9 protein-coding genes, 2 tRNA genes and 2 pseudogenes are annotated in these 17,594 nt (G+C 67.9%); 1 reads left to right on the top strand and 12 read right to left on the bottom strand.

From position 1 onward, the window contains the following. Positions 1-150: 150 nt before the first annotated feature. The 6 genes and pseudogenes from tig to BLASA_RS06905 form a co-directional block, all read right to left on the bottom strand. Positions 151-1,599, bottom strand: coding sequence for a trigger factor (gene tig / locus BLASA_RS06925; RefSeq protein WP_014375353.1), 1,449 nt, complete (start codon positions 1,597-1,599; stop codon positions 151-153). 131 nt (positions 1,600-1,730) lie between these two features. After that, a tRNA-Pro gene (locus tag BLASA_RS06920) sits at positions 1,731-1,804 on the bottom strand. 50 nt (positions 1,805-1,854) lie between these two features. Continuing rightward, on the bottom strand, positions 1,855-3,306 hold the full coding sequence (locus tag BLASA_RS06915; RefSeq protein ID WP_014375352.1) for an amidase: 1,452 nt from the start codon (positions 3,304-3,306) through the stop codon (positions 1,855-1,857). Between the two features lie 56 nt (positions 3,307-3,362). Continuing rightward, positions 3,363-3,638, bottom strand: a pseudogene (locus BLASA_RS26220) (DUF2306 domain-containing protein); the annotation flags it as partial. 127 nt (positions 3,639-3,765) lie between these two features. Then, positions 3,766-3,825, bottom strand: a pseudogene (locus BLASA_RS26535) (hypothetical protein); the annotation flags it as partial. A 38-nt stretch (positions 3,826-3,863) separates the two neighbouring features. Continuing rightward, complete coding sequence (locus BLASA_RS06905; protein ID WP_014375351.1) at positions 3,864-4,511, bottom strand: histidine kinase dimerization/phosphoacceptor domain-containing protein; 648 nt, start codon at positions 4,509-4,511, stop codon at positions 3,864-3,866. 157 nt (positions 4,512-4,668) lie between these two features. On the opposite strand from BLASA_RS06905, the gene BLASA_RS06900 reads away from it, so the two are divergent. Beyond that, a tRNA-Gly gene (locus BLASA_RS06900) sits at positions 4,669-4,739 on the top strand. A gap of 298 nt (positions 4,740-5,037) precedes the next feature. Here BLASA_RS06900 and BLASA_RS06895 read toward each other — a convergent pair. The 6 genes from BLASA_RS06895 to BLASA_RS23365 form a co-directional block, all read right to left on the bottom strand. Continuing rightward, positions 5,038-9,801 (bottom strand): DEAD/DEAH box helicase, encoded by a 4,764-nt coding sequence (locus BLASA_RS06895; RefSeq protein ID WP_014375350.1) that lies wholly within the window; start codon positions 9,799-9,801, stop codon positions 5,038-5,040. Positions 9,802-10,108: 307 nt separating this feature from the next. Beyond that, positions 10,109-11,188 carry a DUF4365 domain-containing protein gene (locus BLASA_RS24090; protein WP_014375349.1) on the bottom strand — a complete coding sequence of 360 codons (1,080 nt, stop codon included), beginning with the start codon at positions 11,186-11,188 and terminating at the stop codon, positions 10,109-10,111. Positions 11,189-11,363: 175 nt separating this feature from the next. Further along, positions 11,364-11,909: a hypothetical protein gene (locus BLASA_RS24900; RefSeq protein WP_166486494.1), complete on the bottom strand. Its 546-nt coding sequence runs from the start codon at positions 11,907-11,909 to the stop codon at positions 11,364-11,366. 61 nt (positions 11,910-11,970) lie between these two features. Continuing rightward, positions 11,971-13,107 (bottom strand): hypothetical protein, encoded by a 1,137-nt coding sequence (locus BLASA_RS06880; protein WP_014375347.1) that lies wholly within the window; start codon positions 13,105-13,107, stop codon positions 11,971-11,973. Beyond that, the gene (locus BLASA_RS06875; RefSeq protein WP_051004876.1) at positions 13,104-15,449 is read right to left on the bottom strand and encodes a sensor histidine kinase; all 2,346 of its coding nucleotides are present in this window, start codon (positions 15,447-15,449) and stop codon (positions 13,104-13,106) included. The genes BLASA_RS06880 and BLASA_RS06875 overlap by 4 nt, the downstream gene beginning before the upstream one ends. Positions 15,450-15,463: 14 nt before the next feature. Then, complete coding sequence (locus BLASA_RS23365; protein ID WP_014375345.1) at positions 15,464-17,263, bottom strand: Eco57I restriction-modification methylase domain-containing protein; 1,800 nt, start codon at positions 17,261-17,263, stop codon at positions 15,464-15,466. Positions 17,264-17,594: the final 331 nt, after the last annotated feature.

Genomic DNA, 17,594 nt, shown 5'->3' with positions numbered 1-17,594 from the left:
GCCTGAGTCCTGTCGACCCTAACCCGCAGGCGCGACGGGACAGTCCCCGAGCGGGCGGTGTTCGCCGTCGGCGCAGCGTGCGCCCGGGAAACGCGCCGACGCCGCCCCGCCCGGGTGGGCGGAGCGGCGTCGGCGGCGGTACGGGGGCGATCAGGCCTTGTCGGCGTCCTCGGCCGGCGTGTCGTCGGCGCCGTCGGCCGGCGTGTCGGCGGCGGCCCCGGCCGGGGCCTCGTCGGTGTCCTCGTCCGGCGCCTCGTCGGCGGCCGGAGCCTGCACCGTCTTGGGGCGCAGCGCCTCGAGGTCGACGGTGTTGCCCGACGCGTCGGTGATCGTCGTCTGCTCGAGCAGCTGGGCCAGCGTCTTGGTGCGGCGGACGTCGGCGACGAACTCGGCGATGTTGCCGCCCTGCTGGAGCTGCTGGGCGTACTGCTCCGGGCTCATCCGGTTGCGCTGGGCCTGGGCCATGACCTGCGCCGAGAGGTCCTCGTTGTCGACGGTGACCTCACGGGCGTCGGCGATCGCGTCCAGGATGAACTGGGTCTTGACCGCCTCCTCGACGTTCTTCAGCTGCTCGGCGTCGTAGGCCTCGCGGCTCTCCACGCCCGACATCTGGAGGAACGTGTCCCAGTCCATGCCGGCCTGCTGCAGCTCGCGCTCGAATGCCTGGTTGCGCCACTCGACCTCGCGCTGGACCAGGTTCTCGGGGATCGGCACCTCGATGGTCTCGAGCAGGTGCTCGACCAGCTTGTCGCGCGCCTGGGTGCCCTGCTGGATCACCTTGGAGCGGGCCACCCGGGTGCGGACGTCCTCGCGGAGCTCCTCCAAGGTGTCGAACTCGCTGGCGGTGGAGGCGAACTCGTCGTCCAGCTCCGGCAGCTCCTTCTCCTTCACCGAGCGGACGGTGACGGTGACCTCGGCCATCTCACCGGCGTTCGGGCCCGCGAGCAGTGCGGTCTCGAAGGTCTTCGACTCGTCGGCGGACAGCCCGCGGACGGCGTCGTCGAGGCCCTCCATGAGGTTGCCGGAGCCCACCTCGTAGGACATGCCGGTGGTGGAGCCGTCCTCCAGCACCTCGTCACCGAGCTTGGCCTCGAGGTCGATGGAGGCGAAGTCGCCGTCCTGCGCCGGGCGCTCGACGCCCGTGAGCATGGAGAAGCGCTCGCGCATGACCGAGACCTGCTGGTCGATCTCCTCGTCGGTGACCTCGACGTCGTCGACGGTCACGGCGAGGTCGTCCAGGCTGGGGAGCTCCAGCTGCGGGGCGACGTCGACCTCGGCGGTGAAGGCGAGGGTGTCGTTGTCGTCGAGGCGGGTCACCTCGATGTCGGGCTGGCCGAGCACCCGCACCTGGTTCTCGCGGATGACCTCCGAGTAGACCTCGGGGACCGCGTGCTGGACGACCTGCTCCAGGACGACCGGCCGGCCGATGCGCTGGTCGAGCACGCGGTTGGGGACCTTGCCGGGGCGGAAGCCCGGAACGCGGACCTGCTTGCCCAGCTCCTTGTAGACCTCACCGAAGGCGTGGTCCAGGTCCCCCCACGGCACCTCGATCGCCAGCCGGACCCGCGTGGGGCCCAGTTCCTCGATGGTGCTCTTCACAGCGGCAGTGCTCCTCGGTAAGACGGCGGTTGTGGGCGCCCGCGGGTCCGGTGACGCCGGGTCGACCCCCGAGTCTAGAGACGTCGGGGGCACGCGCGCGGTGGCGGGATGGAGGCATCGCGCTCGTCCGGTCGGGGTGACAGGATTTGAACCTGCGGCCCCCTGCTCCCAAAGCAGGTGCGCTACCAAGCTGCGCCACACCCCGTGGCTGCCCGAGTCTAGGCGGCACCGCGCGGGCCGCAGCCCGGCAACCCGTCAGGCGGACACCGCCGGACGACGGTCCGCCCACGGCGCCGCCTCCTCCAGCGCGGCGGCCACCCGGACGAGCACGTCCTCCCGACCGAAGGCCGCGACGATCTGGACCCCGACGGGCAGCCCCTCGTCGGTCCAGTGCAGCGGCAGGCTGATCGCCGGCTGCCCGGTGACGTTGAACTGCGCGGTGAAGGGCATGACGCTGTTGATCCGCCGGCCCTCCTCCTCCGGCCCGGCGGCGGTGAACCAGCCGAGCTCCGGCGGGCGTGCGGCGATCGTGGGCGTCACCAGCAGGTCGAATCCCTGACCACCCAGCTCGGGCGGCGCCCACCAGCCCGACATGCGGCGGGTCCACGCGCCGAGCCACGTCCGCGCCCCGACGTACTTCTCCGCGGACAGCTTCCGGCCGACGGCGCGGTACATGACGTTGCGCCGCTCGAGGTCGGCGTCCCCCACGGGGCGGCCCAGTGCGCGCTCGAGCGCGGAGAGGGTGAGGGCGATGTCGGCCGAGATCGTGGTGGTGAAGAAGCGCGGGAACAGCGGGTCGAACATCGCGTCCGGAGTCCCCGGCTCGACGTCGCAGCCCAGGTCCGCCAGCAGCCGCCCGGCCCGCTCCACCGCGGCCCGGCACGCGGGGTCGTCCAGGTACTGCTCCCCCGGGTCGGCGTCCAGCAGGCCGACGCGCAGCCGGCCCACCGGCGCCCCCACCTCCTCGGCCAGGGGGCGGGGCAGCGGCGGGGCGACGTAGGGATCACCGGGCATCGGCCCTGCGAGGACGTCCAGGACGGCGGCGGTGTCGCGCACCGAGCGGGTGACGACGCCGTCGGTCGTGGCGCCGGCCCAGCTCTCCCCCACGTCCGGGCCCTGGCTGACCCGGGCCCGCGTCGGCTTCAGCCCGACCAGGCCGCACTCGCTGGCGGGGATGCGGATCGACCCCCCACCGTCGCCGGCGTGCGCGACGGGTACCAGGCCGGCGGCGACCGCGGCCGCGGAGCCGCCGCTGGAGCCCCCGGTGGAGCGGTTGGTGTCGTACGGGTTGCGGGCCGGGGCGTTCGCGGCCGGCTCCGTGGTGATCGTGGTGCCGAACTCGGGCACGTTGGTGCGGCCGAGGACGACGAAGCCCGCCGCGCGGAACCGCTGGGCGAGGTAGCTGTCGCCCGGCCAGCGGAACGCGGCGTCCCGCAGGAAGGACGTGCCGTAGTTGGTCTCCTCGCCGGCGACGTGGCAGCCCAGGTCTTTGAGTAGCAGCGGCACCCCGCGGAAGGGGCCGTCCGGGAGCTCGCCGCGAGCCTCTTCGCGGGCGGCGTCGAAGCGCTCGCGGATGACCGCGTCCAGCTGCGGGTTCACCCGCTGGATCCGTTCGATCGCCGCCTCGACCAGCTCCGCGGGGGTTGCCTCCCCGTCCCGGATCAGCTCGGCCTGCGCGGTGGCGTCCAGCCACGTGGTCTCGATCACACGGGCACCGTAGCTGCGGTGTCCGACACCACCCCCCGGCTCCCACGACGTGGTGGTCACCCGACCTGCTCGGCCGCCACCGTCCGCACACCCGCGGGCCAGGCGGGGGCACCCCGGCCGGACGGGCGCCGGATCAACCACTCGGCGACGGTCAGGTTGATCAGCCAGCCGGCGCCCATGGCCAGCGCCTCGGCGGTCCGGCCGGGCTCGCCGGCGACCGCGAACCAGATGCCGGCGGTGAACACCTGCGTGCCGGCGCCGATGCCGATGGCGTAGCCGCGCAGCATCCAGGCGCGGTGCCGCCGGATGTCGCGGTGCAGGACGGCGACGACGCCGAGCGAGAGAGACGGCCATCCCGGCCCCGGCCGCTGCGCGGAACCCGGTCAGCGACTTGCTGTCGGCCCCGGTGATCACGAGGGTCAGCCACAGCCCGCTCAGCGCCGCCACGAGCCCGGCCGGGGCGGCGATCCGCCCGGTGACCCGGCGCCAGCGCGGCCGCGGCGTCCGGGTGCCGGGCACGAACTGGAAGGCGCCGACCACCGTGAACACGACGGCGCTCACGATGTGCACCACGAGCGGCACGGGGTCGGCGACCGAGTGCGGCGCCTCGAGCGGACGGCGATCGCCGACACGTAGTGGGCGACGGTGTCGTGCAGGTCGCGGGCGAGGTTCTCCCGCTCGCGGGGGGCCACCTGGTCGAGCTCGCCAGCCCGGGCGCGCGACCGGTAGCGGGCAGCGGCACCGAGGGCGAGGGACGAGAGCAGGATCGCGGAGCCGCCGATGGCATCGCCCGGCGATGCCGGGCTGAGGACCATCGAGGCCACCGCGCTGACCAGCAGGACGCCGAGACCGGCGACCGCCTGGACGCCCGAGCCCCAACGCACGATGGCGTACGGCAGCAGCAGCAGCCCGAACGCGGCGGAGTACAGGCCGTCGCCGTCACCGGTGACGATCCCGAGCACGGCCAGGACCCCGAACCAGACGACGAACACGAGCAGCGGCCGTGTCCGGCGCCACAGCAGCACGGGGGCGAGCACGCAGAGGACCGCGACCTGCAGCCAGCGGAACGGCAGGTCGGCCTGGAGCGTCCCCTCGAGCGCGGCGGCGACCGGCACCAGGACGACCAGCAGCCAGTCCCGCCAGACCCGGGTGGGGGCGTCGGTCGGTCTGGGCTCACGCCACACCGGGCGCAGCAGCGCGTGCACGTGGTCACCGTACGAGCCGGGACGGCGGAATAGATCAGCCGGAAGTACGAGTTCCGGGCACTGCCGGACACGGCCTCGCCGGGGTCCGCCGAAGGCGGGCGCTATCCTCCACCCGGACCGTTCGCCCTGGAGTCGATCGACGGGTGCGCGCGGCTCCGCGGGTGTAGCTCAATGGTAGAGCCCCAGCCTTCCAAGCTGGCCATGCCGGTTCGATCCCGGTCACCCGCTCCCCGTACTGACTAGCTCGTATGCCCGTCTCCGCAGTTCAGCGCGGCCTTGGAACCGCTCTCGAGCTTGACGATGCCGACCCCTGTTGACCGCTGACCACCGGCTGTAGCCGGTGTTTAAGGCACGGCTGAGACACGTCCCGGCCGTGGATGACCTCGGCGCCGTGCAGCTGTAAGGCACGGGGCCGCCGGCCCACGAGCGGCGACGGGCACGGACCTCTAAGTGTCGTTTCGTGGCCGGTCGGTGCCCCATCGGTAGCGGCCGGCGCACCGTGATCGCGGCCTGGCCGTCCCGTCGATCACCCGTCGTGGCGGACACCAAGCGGGGGCAGTGAGTCCACCACCGTGATCGTCTCCAAGGAGACTGTGACGATCCGTGCCAGCAGGTCAACGATGTAACGCGGATCGCCGACCTCACGGGACCAGTCGTTGGGGTCGTTGACGATGCCCGACGCCTTGTCGGTCCTCACCCAGTAGCGATCGATGATCCACTCGATGGCCGACCGGCTTCCCAACGTGTACCGGTACGCCTCTTCCGGGACGCCGCGCAGGGTGATCCGGTCGTTGTACTGGATCACCGAACGGTCGTGTCGCAGCCCCGCGGCCTTCTGCTCCGCGGTCGGCTTGCCGAAGGCCATCTTCTTGTTCCGGACGGCGAAGAAAGCGAAGTCCGCATCACCACCCGGGCCGGCCACATCGAGTCCCTCCAGCGCATACGGTTCGAGGGTCTCGTAGCCCAGGTGCACCTCGGCCAGTCGCTTGCCCGCATCGGCGAACGCGCGGAAGTCGCTCGCGAAGGGGATACGCGGAAGCATCTTCTTCAGGTCCGCGGCATAGGTTTCCCGGTACTCCGGCGAGTGCAGCAACCCGTAGACGTAGTCGAAGATGTCGTCCTTGCTGATCGACTCGCCCGGATAGGCAGCCGAGAACGCAGCAAGCGCCTCATCAGTAATGTTGTCGATCCGCCGAAAGCCATCGACGATCTCGCCCTTGTGGACGTCGAACATCCCCGATTCATCGACCTTCTCGTACCGCCATCGAGCAAAGAATTGACCGGTGTCCAACAAGTGCTTGTCGGGCGGAACATTGACCATCAAGGCACTGAAGTCGGCGTGAGAGGCGATGCCCGTGATGTGGAAGCCCCAGTTGCTGGCCTTCAGGGTCGGAAATAGCCCTTTAAGCACTCCAGGACGATGGATCCACCGAATGTCGTCATAGAGGAACTGGCGGGTGAAGGGGCGGTACGCGATGGTTCGAGGCGGGCTACTCAGTAACTCGATTTCACGCCCGCGCTCGAGAAGGGCTTGGAGAGTGGAAGACCACTTGATGTGCGCCTGGTCGATGCGACGATTGCCGAGTCGGGCTGCTTCGTAAGCAGCGACGCTCTTAGTCATGTTCCGTACAATGGCACTGGATGATGCGTTGTAGACCCATGGATCGCGAGTCGTCTCTACACCCCGCCCCGGTTCCTGCACCAAAGACGGCAACGGCAGGAACGCGTCGAAGTCGTCTGCCCGCTGCTGCAGCCAGTCGCCGTGAGCGTTGGGTGTGATAGCGACGGGAGTCAAGCCGCTGATACTGCGCGCCTGAACCACCTCCGCCACCTTCTCGATCGCCGTGGTGAAGTCACCGACCTCCGAGTAGAAGACCGTTGCGGGCTCGGAGGTCTCGGGTCGCTTGACCAGCACCACGATGGCGATGGTCGCAATCGATCCGCCGGAGCCCTTCGCGAATGCTTCCCAGATCGGTCGGCCCTCGGCGCCACCTTGCCGCCGGTTGCCGCGCAGGTTGAACACGTGGATGGCCGAGAACTCCTCAGCCAGCGTCTTGCGCATGCCGTCGGCGGTGTTGGAGTCCAAGAAGCCACCATTGGTGACGAACGCGACGATGCCGCGATCGCCGAGGCGGAGGGTGGCCCACTTGATCGCCCGAATATACGAATCGTAGAGCGAGTTCTTGTTCGTCGCGGAGGAGCGAGCGGCGTACGTCGTCCGAATCGCGCCGTCCAACGTCGGGTACTTCTCGTTCGCGTTGTCGTCGTTCGCGCTGTCCTGCCCGACGGAGTACGGCGGGTTGCCGACGATGACCTGGATCGGCAACTGCTTCTGCCGCTCGAGGCGCTCATTGTTCTCCGGGATGACCTCGATGTCCTGCTGGTCGCTGTCCTCCCATGACTGGAAGCTGTCGGTGAGCACCAGACCGGGGAACGGCTGCGGGGTCCCCTCAAGCTCCTCGAAGGTCGTCTCGATGTTGGCCGCGGCGATGTAGTAGGCCAGTAGCAGAATCTCGTTGGCGTGCAGCTCGTTCGCATACTTTCGGGCCAGGTCGTGCGGCTCGATCAGCCCGCTCTGCAGCAGGCGCACCAGGAAGGTGCCGGTGCCGGTGAACGGGTCGAGGACGTGCACGTCCTCGTCGGTCAGCCCTTGGCCGAACTCCGCGCGCAGTACCTCGTCGGCCGAGCGGAGAATGAAGTCGACGATCTCCACTGGCGTGTAGACGATGCCGAGCTTCGCCACGGTCATGGGGAAGGCGGTGGCGAAGAACTTGTCGTATAGCTCGACGAGCACCTTCTGCTTGCCGGCCGCGTTGTCCACGTTGGATACCCGCTTGCGGACGGACTCATAGAAGCCCTCGAGAGTCTCGTTCTCTGACTCCAGAGCGTGCTCGTCGAGCACCGCCAGCATGTTCTCCATCACCCGGGCCACCGGGTTGCCCTCAAGGAAACTGGAGTGGGCGAACAGGGCGTCGAACACCGGCCGAGTGATCAGGTGCTGGGCCAGCATGTCGATCGCTGCGTCGTCGGTGATCGAGTCATTCAGGTTGCCTCGCAGCCCGGCAACGAAGTGCCCGAACTCGTTCGCCGCTGGCCCGGGGGAGGCGAGCAGCCCCTTGATCCGGGTGACGTGCGCGGCGGCGATGTCGGCGATGTCCTTCGCCCACGTCTCCCAGTAGCGACGCTCACCAACCTTGTTCACGATCCGCGCGAACATCGCGTCCCGGAACTGGTCGGCGGGGAACTCCATGAGCAGCTGCTCAGGGGTCTTCTCGCCGGGCTTGCCGGGATCCGGGACGGTGACGCCGTCGCCGTCCGTCGGGTCGGTGATGGAGACGATCTCGATCTGGTCCGGCTTGCGCTTATTCAGCTCGATCTGGTTGACCAGCGCGTGGAACCGGTCGTCATGGCTGCGCAGCGCCTGCAGCACCTGCCAGACCACCTTGTACCGCTCGTTGTCCCGCAGCGCCTCCTCCGGCGCGACGCCACTGGGGACCACCACCGGCAGCACGATGTAGCCCAGCTCCTTGCCCGGCGCCTTGCGCATCACCCGGCCGACCGACTGCACGACATCCACCTGCGAGCCCCGCGGGGTGAGGAACAGAACTGCGTCCAACGCCGGCACGTCCACGCCCTCGGACAGGCACCGGGCGTTGGTCAGCACCCGGCACACCCCGTCCCCTGCCGGCTCCTTGAGCCACGCCAGGTGGGTGTTGCGCTCGTGCACCCCCATCGTGCCGTCCACGTGCGCGGCCTCGACACGCAGCTTCGGCCGGTCGTCCGGCGCGTCGATCTGCGCCCGATCGGCCAGATCGGGGAACGCGGACGCCGCCGCCTTGGACGCCTTGATGTGCTGCGCGAAGGCGACCGCCGTCCGCATCGGCGCCTTGTCGACGGCACGAGCGTCGTCGTCGCTGGCCCCGGGCCCGAAGTTCTTGGCCAGGCCGTTCCAGCAGCCGATCAGCTTGGCCGCCTGGTCGAGCTGGATCTCGCCGGAGTTGGCCATCGCCTGCTGGAAGTTCTCGGCCACGTACTTCTCATCGACGGCCAGCACCAGCACCTTGTAGTCGGTGAGCAGGTCGGCCTCCACCGCCTGACCGAAGCCGAGCCGGTGCAGCTCGGGGCCGAACACGTCGGCGTTCCCCATGTCTGCCAGGACCGCGTCAGCGTCAGTGGCCTTGCGCTTGACCTCTTCCCCGAAGACCCGAGGAGTCGCGGTCATGTAGAGACGCTTGGCCGCCTTCAGGGCGCCTGCGTCGTGCACGCGGACAAACGCGGACTCGTCTTTGTCGGCGAGGGTCACCCCGGTGGTCCGGTGCGCCTCGTCGCAGATCACCAGGTCGAAGTCGGGAAGGCCGAGCTCCTGCGCACGGGTGACCACGTCGATCGACTGGTAGGTGGAGAAGATCACCCGCATGCGCCCGGCGGCGTTCGTGCCCTGCTCGAACCGGGCGAGCAGGGTCTCGGGGTCGGTCGAGGCCGGCTCGGTCAGGTCGATCGGCAGCTGGTCGGCGTCGTCGGACTGTGCCTGCCGCCCCACGCGGACGTCGGAGCAGACCGCCATCGCCCGGATGTCGACCTCGGCGTTGGCCATCCACTCCCGCAGGCTCTGGCTCAGCAGCTGGATGCTCGGCACGAGGAACAGCACGTTCCTCCCCGCCCCGGCCAGTTCCTCGGCGATCCGCAGGCTGGTAAAGGTCTTGCCCGTACCGCAGGCCATCACCAGCTGGCCGCGATCGTGCACGGCGAGCCCGGCGCGGACGTCGGCCAGCGCCTTCTGCTGGTGCGGGCGCAGCGCCTTCTTGCCCGTGGGGACGACGATCTCTGGCGTCGTCCACGAGAACTGACCCCAGTCGATCGCCGCGTCGGCCAGGTAGCCGATGTCCACCCGCTGGGCGACGCCGTCGGCCAGCGTGTCCTCCGCGTTCGCCGACCAGCCGGCCGCCGTGTCGAAGACGATGCGCCGGGTGAACTGTGCGGAAGCAGAGGCGGACACGAACGAGTCAATGTCGGCCTTGGCGACCGTGCGACCCGAGCCGTAAAACTTGCACTGGATCGCGGTCAGCCCACCGTCGTCGGCGTTCAATGCGACCAGGTCGATGCCGGTGTCCGGCCGGCCGGCGCGCCCCGGCCAGTCCGACCACAGCCACACGTCGGAGAACCGGGACGTCCACTCCGGGTCGGTCATCAGGTACGCCCGGATCAGCTGCTCGAACTTGCTGCCCTTGTCCCGCTCGTCCAGCGATTCGCCGCGCAGGCGGTCCAGGACAGCGTGGATAGTCCCCGTCACGCTTCGTATCTTGCCCGACAGAGCGGCAGGACAGGGTTGCCCCGCCCGGACGAGTGGGCCAGAGATCGACTAGCCGAACGTCCACCCGGCTGGGCTTCGGTCGAGGACCACCCCACCTAGATCGTGGGCACTACAGCTAGCGGCTTCTCGCGGTGCCGAGCCAGCTCCAGATCAAGGCGACGGAACTTCGGTTCTTGGCTGCAGGCTTCCGGTACCTCTTGGGCGATTCTCGCGTCAGGTCAAAGCCTCAGGTCAGGCGCGAACCCCGTCAGGCTTCGTGGCGCCTGCGGGGCCGCCCATCACGGTGTCAGTAGACGTCGACGAAGCCGAACTCTTCTAAGTCCTGAACGAGCTCTGTTAAGTACCAGTGGGCGCGTAACCGTGGATTCAGTTCGATCAGTTGCCGCACCATGTCGAGTGGGGCGTCGGCCCTCGCCTGCGCGATCACGAGCAGGCGAAGGGCAACCTCGAGCTCGCTACGAGCAACAGCGAGTCCGACTGCCTGGGCAGCCACCCGCTCGAGCTCTCCGTCTTCCACGAGCAGGCACCACAGGCATTGGCCAAGCCCGCCGCGCTCCCACCCGGGCGTCTCCTCGGGCCGCTCCTCGACTGCCGACACCAGATGGACGAGCTCCTCTGCGGACCAACGAAACGACGCCCGCGCCTGCTGCTTGATCCCAGGCGGGATCCAGTTGCCGGAGTGCCAGTAGATGTCCGGGTGCGGTGTTAAGTAACTTAACGTGATGATGGCCTGTCTCAGGCTCTCGCCGCGTAACCCGGGCAGCGCTCGGCGCAGAAGTACGAACGCGCGCACGTCTGAGCGACCGAGTGTCCAGCAGTCGTAGACCGCGTTGCGACGCCACTCGTCGTTCGTGTCGAAGAGACCCAGAACCGCCGCCGGGGACCAGAGTCGAAGGTGCTCGTTTGCTGCTTGGATTAGCGCCGGGAGTGTTTCGTCGGACAGAGCTTGCGAGGGAGGAAAGCGGACGATGTCCTCGGGACCTGGTCGGGAGGCTGTGCGCGCATACGCCGTCAGATTTGCCCAGCGAAGACGGCCACTGTCGGGGTCCCAGAGAATACCGAAGACGGGCACGCTGGATTCAGACCAATACCGACGGTCTTTGGGAGTGGCGGGCAGCTCCCAATCGTCTGCTCGGATGAATCGACGGTCACCCTTCACTTGGATACCGACCACGGAGCCAGTGAGCGCCCCGTCTTCGGTGATGTCGACGACCAGGTCGCGTCCGTAATCGCTGCGGCCATCCACTTCATCCACGACGAGCCCGTGACGTTCCAGTAGCGCGCGAGCCGCGTTGACGGCGCCGCGCTCGCTCACATGCCCGATGCGCAGCTTCTTGCGTTCGTCAGCGTTCCGCCTCCTCGACATGCAGCCCATGGTCCCCGAAGGCCCGGCATAGCATGTACACACGCGAGGGTTCTGAGAGTCAGGTGGCGGCTTGAGCTCAGACAGCAGGTCGCCGGGGGTGACGGACGGTCGGGGCGATCACGCGACAGCGAGAACAACTGTCGGTGCGTGCCGCCGGGCGAGAGAACGCGGCTCGTCACGGGGCGATACGCAGGTCTAGGACGGATTGCACGACGTCGCCGATGTCGATCCCGTTTCGCGCGAGGCTTTGCAACTCGCTCACGATTCGCTTCGGCTTGACATCGCGCTGTATCGCGGCCAGGCGTCGGGCGATGTCGACGAACGTCTCGACAGGGACACCGTGCGCTGCTGCTTCGAGGCGAGCGTCGTCATCGCAGGAGACGAAGCCAGAGCCATCGGCAGCCGCGGCGTGGATCGACTCTGACTCTCCCCGGTGCTCGTCCGGGTGCAGGATCTTTCCCGGCTGCTTTCTCTGAGCCCGGGTGTGCAGACTTGCCTCGATGCTCGTGAGGTGCGGCGGTGCCGGCGTCGGTCTGGGGGCCGCCGCGTCCAGAAGCGGGCGGTACCGACCCGCCGCGACGCGCGCCGCTCGATCTGCCGGCCCCTGTCGGCGGGGATCACCCGGTGCGGTTCGCCTGACCGCACGCCGGCTGATCTCCGCTGCCACCGCTCCGACTAACCGCGCCTCCGCGAGATAGGTCTGGTCGTAGAGGTCTGCCATCGTGGCCGAGCCACCAAGACAAAGCAGAGGGCCTGAGTCCAGGTAATGAGCTCCCAGAGCCTTAGTCCTCTGCGTCACCGGCACCTTCCTGTCGGTCGTCGAGCACGATTAGCTTGGCGAGTTCGGGCTCGTCGTCGACGTCATCTCGTGCGAGCCAGGGGTCGTCCGCGTAGGAGGGCCAACCGTCCGGCTGGAGTCGGAGGGCGTCCGTCACCTCGATGGGGCGCGACGACGTCTGATAGTTGCGGTCGATGGTGAAGACCGGGTACGTGAGGCCCAGTACCTCAAGGGGAGCACCATGCGCCTCGATGATCCGTTCGGCTGCATCCGCAGGGCCGCGGCCACCGCTCTCCGCAAGCAGTTGGCGCCGGAACGCCGCAAGGCCAGCTCGCCACCATCTTCGCCCTGCGAAACCGCTCAACTGGCCTGTGTACACGGCGCCGCCGAGCCGACTCGACAGGTCAGTCGCACTCGCGACCACCTGATCCAAAGCCTCCTCCCGCAGGCCCAGGTACGCCGCGGCCCGCAAGTCGTCCACCAAGAACGTAGGAAACGGGAGAACCTTTTGCAGGAACCAGGCGAGCCAGAGCCGTCCGGCAGATGTCGCGGACAGCGTCGACCACGGCGGGCGGCACTGCTCGATTTGCGCCAGCGCATCTGCTGCCCATGGTGTGTCCGCGAGGCTGAGCCATTCCCGCTGCTGGACCGGCTTGGTGGGGTCCCACGTCTCGGGGAGTGCGGCGGCCGCCAGTGCGATGGCCGCGAGCGTGTCCGGTGCGGCGCTCTTCTCGGCCACCCACTCGAGGTCGTAGCGGGACGCCACGGCTGGCGACCAGAGGTGTCGCGGCAGGCCGCTCGCAAGATGGCTGAGATGACCAGTGCGCAGCGCGACCGCAGTCCGGGACGGCGTCGAGTCGGAGATGTTTGGTCCACGATGTTCTAGCTGAGCGCGAAGCACGGCCGCCAGCGCGACGCCGTCGCGGATGAACAGCGTCGGGTGATCCTTGAGTTTCTCGCGGGCGGGCCACCTCTCCAAGTACTCGTCGATGAGCACGAGAGCGGCACGCTCGAGGTGCCGGGTGGAGACGTCATCGGGGAAGACGTGATCCGCGTCGACCCCATGCCGGCTCAGCTGGAGGGCGAAAGCCTCTTGGGCGGGGTCGTCGTCGATGATCAGCACATAGGGCCTAATCGTCATGGCCGGTCCTTCCTTGTGAGCAGGACCCGCACGGCCGACCCCGGACCGTGCGGAGAGGCGACGAACCTCACGTCCCCGCGGTAGTCGTCAGTGATGGCACGGACGATCGGCAGTCCCAACCCGAGGCCCTGCCCGAGAACTTCGTCGACCGTGGTGGTCGTGCTCTCAAAGGGCAGGAACCAGCGTTCGGCTTCGGCGAGATCCACCTTCGTCCCGTCGTTCGCGATGAGGATCTCAGTGTTTCCGTCGAGATCCTCCTTCGCATCGATCCAGATGTTTCCGCCGTCAGCGGCGTTCTTCACGGCATTCGTGAGCAGGTTCGTGAGCAGCACCGTCATCTCGGCGGGAAACATCGGGGGTGTCTTGAGGTCTGGTGGAATGTCGACGTGTATTGCGATCTTCTTGCCGGCCAGCCGAGCTTCGAGGAATCGGAGCACCGACTCACATCGATCCCGGACGAGTACTCGCGCTCTTCTGCGCCGCGGGTCGGTGCTGAGCACGTCGGTCAAGTACGAACTCTGGCGCGCGAGCACATGGGCGAGTTCGTCGGCTGCGCGCAGGATCACTTGCAGCTCACGCCGCTGCTGCCCATCGGGACTTGCAACGATTGCCTCCCGCAGAAGGCTCCGGACGGTCGTCGTGGATGCCAGCATCCCGTTGATGTCGTGCACGAATGCGCCCAACTGCAGGCCCACGCCTGCGAGCGTGCGAAGCTCCGGCTGGATCGACCGCATGTCCTGCAACACCGAGTTGGCGGCGCGGAAGCCGTCCACCAGGGCCCGCACCTCGGGGCCTCCACTGCGCATGGCTGCAGGGGACCGCTCCAGCTGCTCCGCGGCAGTTGCCGCGCTTTGCATGGCTTGGTGTGCCTCTGCGGCAGGCTCCCGTCGCGCCAGCAGGTCGTACGAAGCGCGTGGTTGCGGGTGGGGCTCCGCCTCCGGCGAGGCGGGAGCTGTTCCATCGTCGCGCCCGCCTGCGCCTGACAATTGGTCGTCGGGCGACTCGGCGGGTCCCGGGCCCTTCTCCTTCAGCGCTTGACGGAGGTTGTGCAAGGAGCGTCGCACTCGCACGCTGAGCCGGACACCATTCTGGACGATGCCGCGAATGGCGTCGAACGATGCACCGGGAACGAACCCTTCGCGGTTGATCAGACTCTGCAGGTCGGGCGCTCCCGACGTGGTCAGGAAGACCGCGCCGTAGTAGCCGATGCTCGCGATCGCGTTGAGGGCCTCGCGACGGTCGAGGTCGACGGGGTCACTCGCATCCTCGTCAAGGTCGATCGTGTAATACCGCGCCCCTCCACGGTAATCGCGATTGATCTCGAGCCAATCGTCTCCGTACTCGCCGTAAGGGAGAACCCTGAAACCCTCGAGGTAGACGCGAATTCCGCTGTGCGCTCGCGTGAAGCCGCCAAGCGGGCCGCGAGCTGTGGCATTAGGCATGACGAAGAAGCGCGCCTGAAACCGGAGGGACGGGTCGACGACTGCCTCGAAGTTGTACGGCCTGGCAAGAGGCTCCGTCTGAGCAAATGGGCGGGTCGGGGTGATCCGATAGCGAACGCGACCGTTCTCGACGTCCACCTCGACGCACCAGCTGAAGCTCTCGGCTGCAGTGGCCCATAGGTCGTCTCCAGCGTCCAGGTCACCCGCCAGTTGGATCGAGAACCCTGGATCACCCATCGACGCGTCACGAACGTGCGGCGTCCTGATCAACGGGTCCCCTACCAACGCGAGCGCATCAGCATCTGCGCCCATGAGGAGAGCCGGGGGCTGCGCCGTCTGGAGCTCGGTGACGAAGCTGGCGATCTGTGCACGTGTCCACGGACGCTTCAGGCCTCGCAGGGCCAGGGCGGTACCTGACGGCAGATTTCCCACGATCGGGGTGCCCGAGACCTCAAGCCCCCGTTCCAGCATGTCCAACCGGTCCTGACGGTCGATCTCCTCCCAGTCGATGGCTGCGTGCACGCCCTCCTCCCCGGCAGACGCGACGTGGGCGTTAGGGCGACTGGACACGTCGAGTCGCTTGGCCAACTTCTGGCTCGCCAGACGACCGATCCCCTTCTGCCCGGTGTAGGCACGCTGGTACCGCGGCGACGTGCGATCTCCGACCTCTTTGTCGCGGCCGGCGATCCTCAGGAAGGCAGCCTCGAACCGTTGCAAGGTCATGCCGTTGCCGTCATCTTCCACCGTCAGCACCGCCAGCTCCGCATGGTCGAGCTGCTGCGCGCCCACCCGCACCACGGCGGCGTCTGCGTCGTACCCGTTCTTTATCAGCTCCAGCACCGCTGTGCTGTCTCGTCCGACGAGCAGGTCTCCGAGCTCGCGCAGGAGGTGCGTGTCCACGATGAATCCTCGGGTCATCGCGGGCCTCCGCTCTGTGGGACGACCAAGTCCGGTGCGCGGTCCTCGACGCACCTCGCCGTCGGAACGCGGACAGCACCTAGCGCACGCGGGCTCAGACGTCGGAGGCCGTCGGCCTCGACTGACGAGCTCTCCACGAGTGCGGCCTGCCCGGTCGCGCTACGAAGCCAAGACACGATGGCCATCTTGGTCCGCTCCTCCACCCCATCACGCCAGGTCAGACCGAAGAGGTTGTTAGTGATGCCACATCTTGACTCGTTCGCGTAGAGGTGGAACCGCGCCTTGCTCAGTGCCGAGATCGCCACATCGGGCCGTTGCACTTCTGATGAGAGGTCGAACCAGCGACGACGTTTGGCGCACAGGTGACCGAGGTGGACGTCGGCGGCCTCCGCTCGGGTGAGCGCAGCCTCGACATGTGGATCGTCTCCTCGACCGTAGCCTTCGAGGAGCAGCATCGACGAGAACTCGGCGTTGGGCGCCTCGGGCGTCGCTCCTGGTCGCAGGCGCCTGATGACCGGGGTGAGCCACCGGTCGCCGATACCCAGGGCAAGTGATCTCGGCCCGTCGAGTAGGAAGAAGTGGTTGGCCCCGGTCGCGGTACCCCGCGTCACCACCGCCACGTCACCAAGGCACATATCGTCCCCCGCCGCCGCCCGTGCTGGCGAGGACCGGTCGGTCCGGAGCCGAGTGAACGGCGCAGAGCCGTCGTCCCGCTCACGTACTTCCTGAACCGCTGCGACACCCGGCCAGTCGGTGATGACGAACGGCTGCGGTGAAGTGGCTTCGGGTCCGATCTGCACGACCACCGCGTCGACGATCGCGTTGTCAAACCGCCATGAGTCTGCGAGCCGCAGCGTCACAAGTCGGTGGTGTTGTTCTCGTACGTTTGCGCGAAGCTCGCGGGCGTACTGCGCGCTCATCCAGGCGGCAGGGACAATGAGGCACAGGCCGTCCTCGCTTCGCAACTTCTTAAGGGTCATGGCGAGGAATAGTGTCGACAGGTTCGCCCTGGAGCCTACGAGGTTCCCGGTCGCGGCGACGAGCGCCTCTCTGCGATCCGGCGGGATGAGTTGCCAGCGGGTGTAAGGCGGATTCCCCAGGTAAAGAGTCGGCCCGTCCGGGCGGAATCCCGCCAGCCAGGATGCGTAGTCCGCAAGGCACAGTTCAACATTGCCCAGACTGTCCGCGGATCGAGCGATCGCTTGCAGCCCCAGTGTGACAGGGTTGATGTCGACAGCGTGGACCGACGCATCCGGCCACTGTCGACCGGCAGCGTCCGTAAACACTCCCACTCCAGCACCCACATCGACGACGCAGCGTGGCGCGGCGTGTTTCCTCGCGTAATTTTCCACCATCGAGGCGGCCTCGACTCGAGGGGTGAAGAACGTACCGAGCGCCCGCCGATTCGGCGCCGACACCGTCCGGGCATAGATCATCGCGAGGGACGCGACGGCGTCCGCATCCAACAGGTCACGAATTGAGCTGCGGACCAACTCCGGAACGGGAACCGACGACGCAGGTCGTAACGCCTCCAACAGCGGTCCCGGCGCGGCGGACGACTCAAGGAACGACATAATGATCGCCGACAAGCGCGTCAGATATACGTGTTGCGCCTCGGTGGCACCGGGGACATCCCCGATCCTTTCGGTCAGCTCGTCACGCGATCCGACCCAATCCAGGACATCCCGCATCGATCTTTCGTCGATCACGGACGCGAGCGGACTGTCCATCGCAGAAGCACCGGCGAGCAGGTCTGGGAATGGATCGCCCTGGATCAGACGCTCAACGACGGTCACATCTCACCGCCTCGTCGCCCATAAGCGGCGAGAGAGCGAGACGAAGCAACACCGCATCGGCCGGTGGAATGCGTGTCGGTACCAGCGTTCTGCTTACGTGGACCGGAAGCCAGGACAGCGACGCTGGACCGGCAGAAGCCCATCGTCGACCTGTGGACCGAGGTCACCACATCGCGCTCGCGACGGGCCCAGCACTCTCCTGCCTATCGCCGACCACACCCGACAGTCTCCCTCATGCCGGCCGCGTCCGACCTCCGACTCGACGGTTCAGCGACCGACGGTCGGACGACATCGTGGTGTCGGTGAAGCGTCACGGCGAGCAGTCCGTGGA

The organism is Blastococcus saxobsidens DD2 (assembly GCF_000284015.1).
Lineage (GTDB): Bacteria > Actinomycetota > Actinomycetes > Mycobacteriales > Geodermatophilaceae > Blastococcus > Blastococcus saxobsidens_A.
Note: the sequence above shows the minus strand (reverse complement) of the source record. Positions and strands in the feature narration are given on the sequence as shown.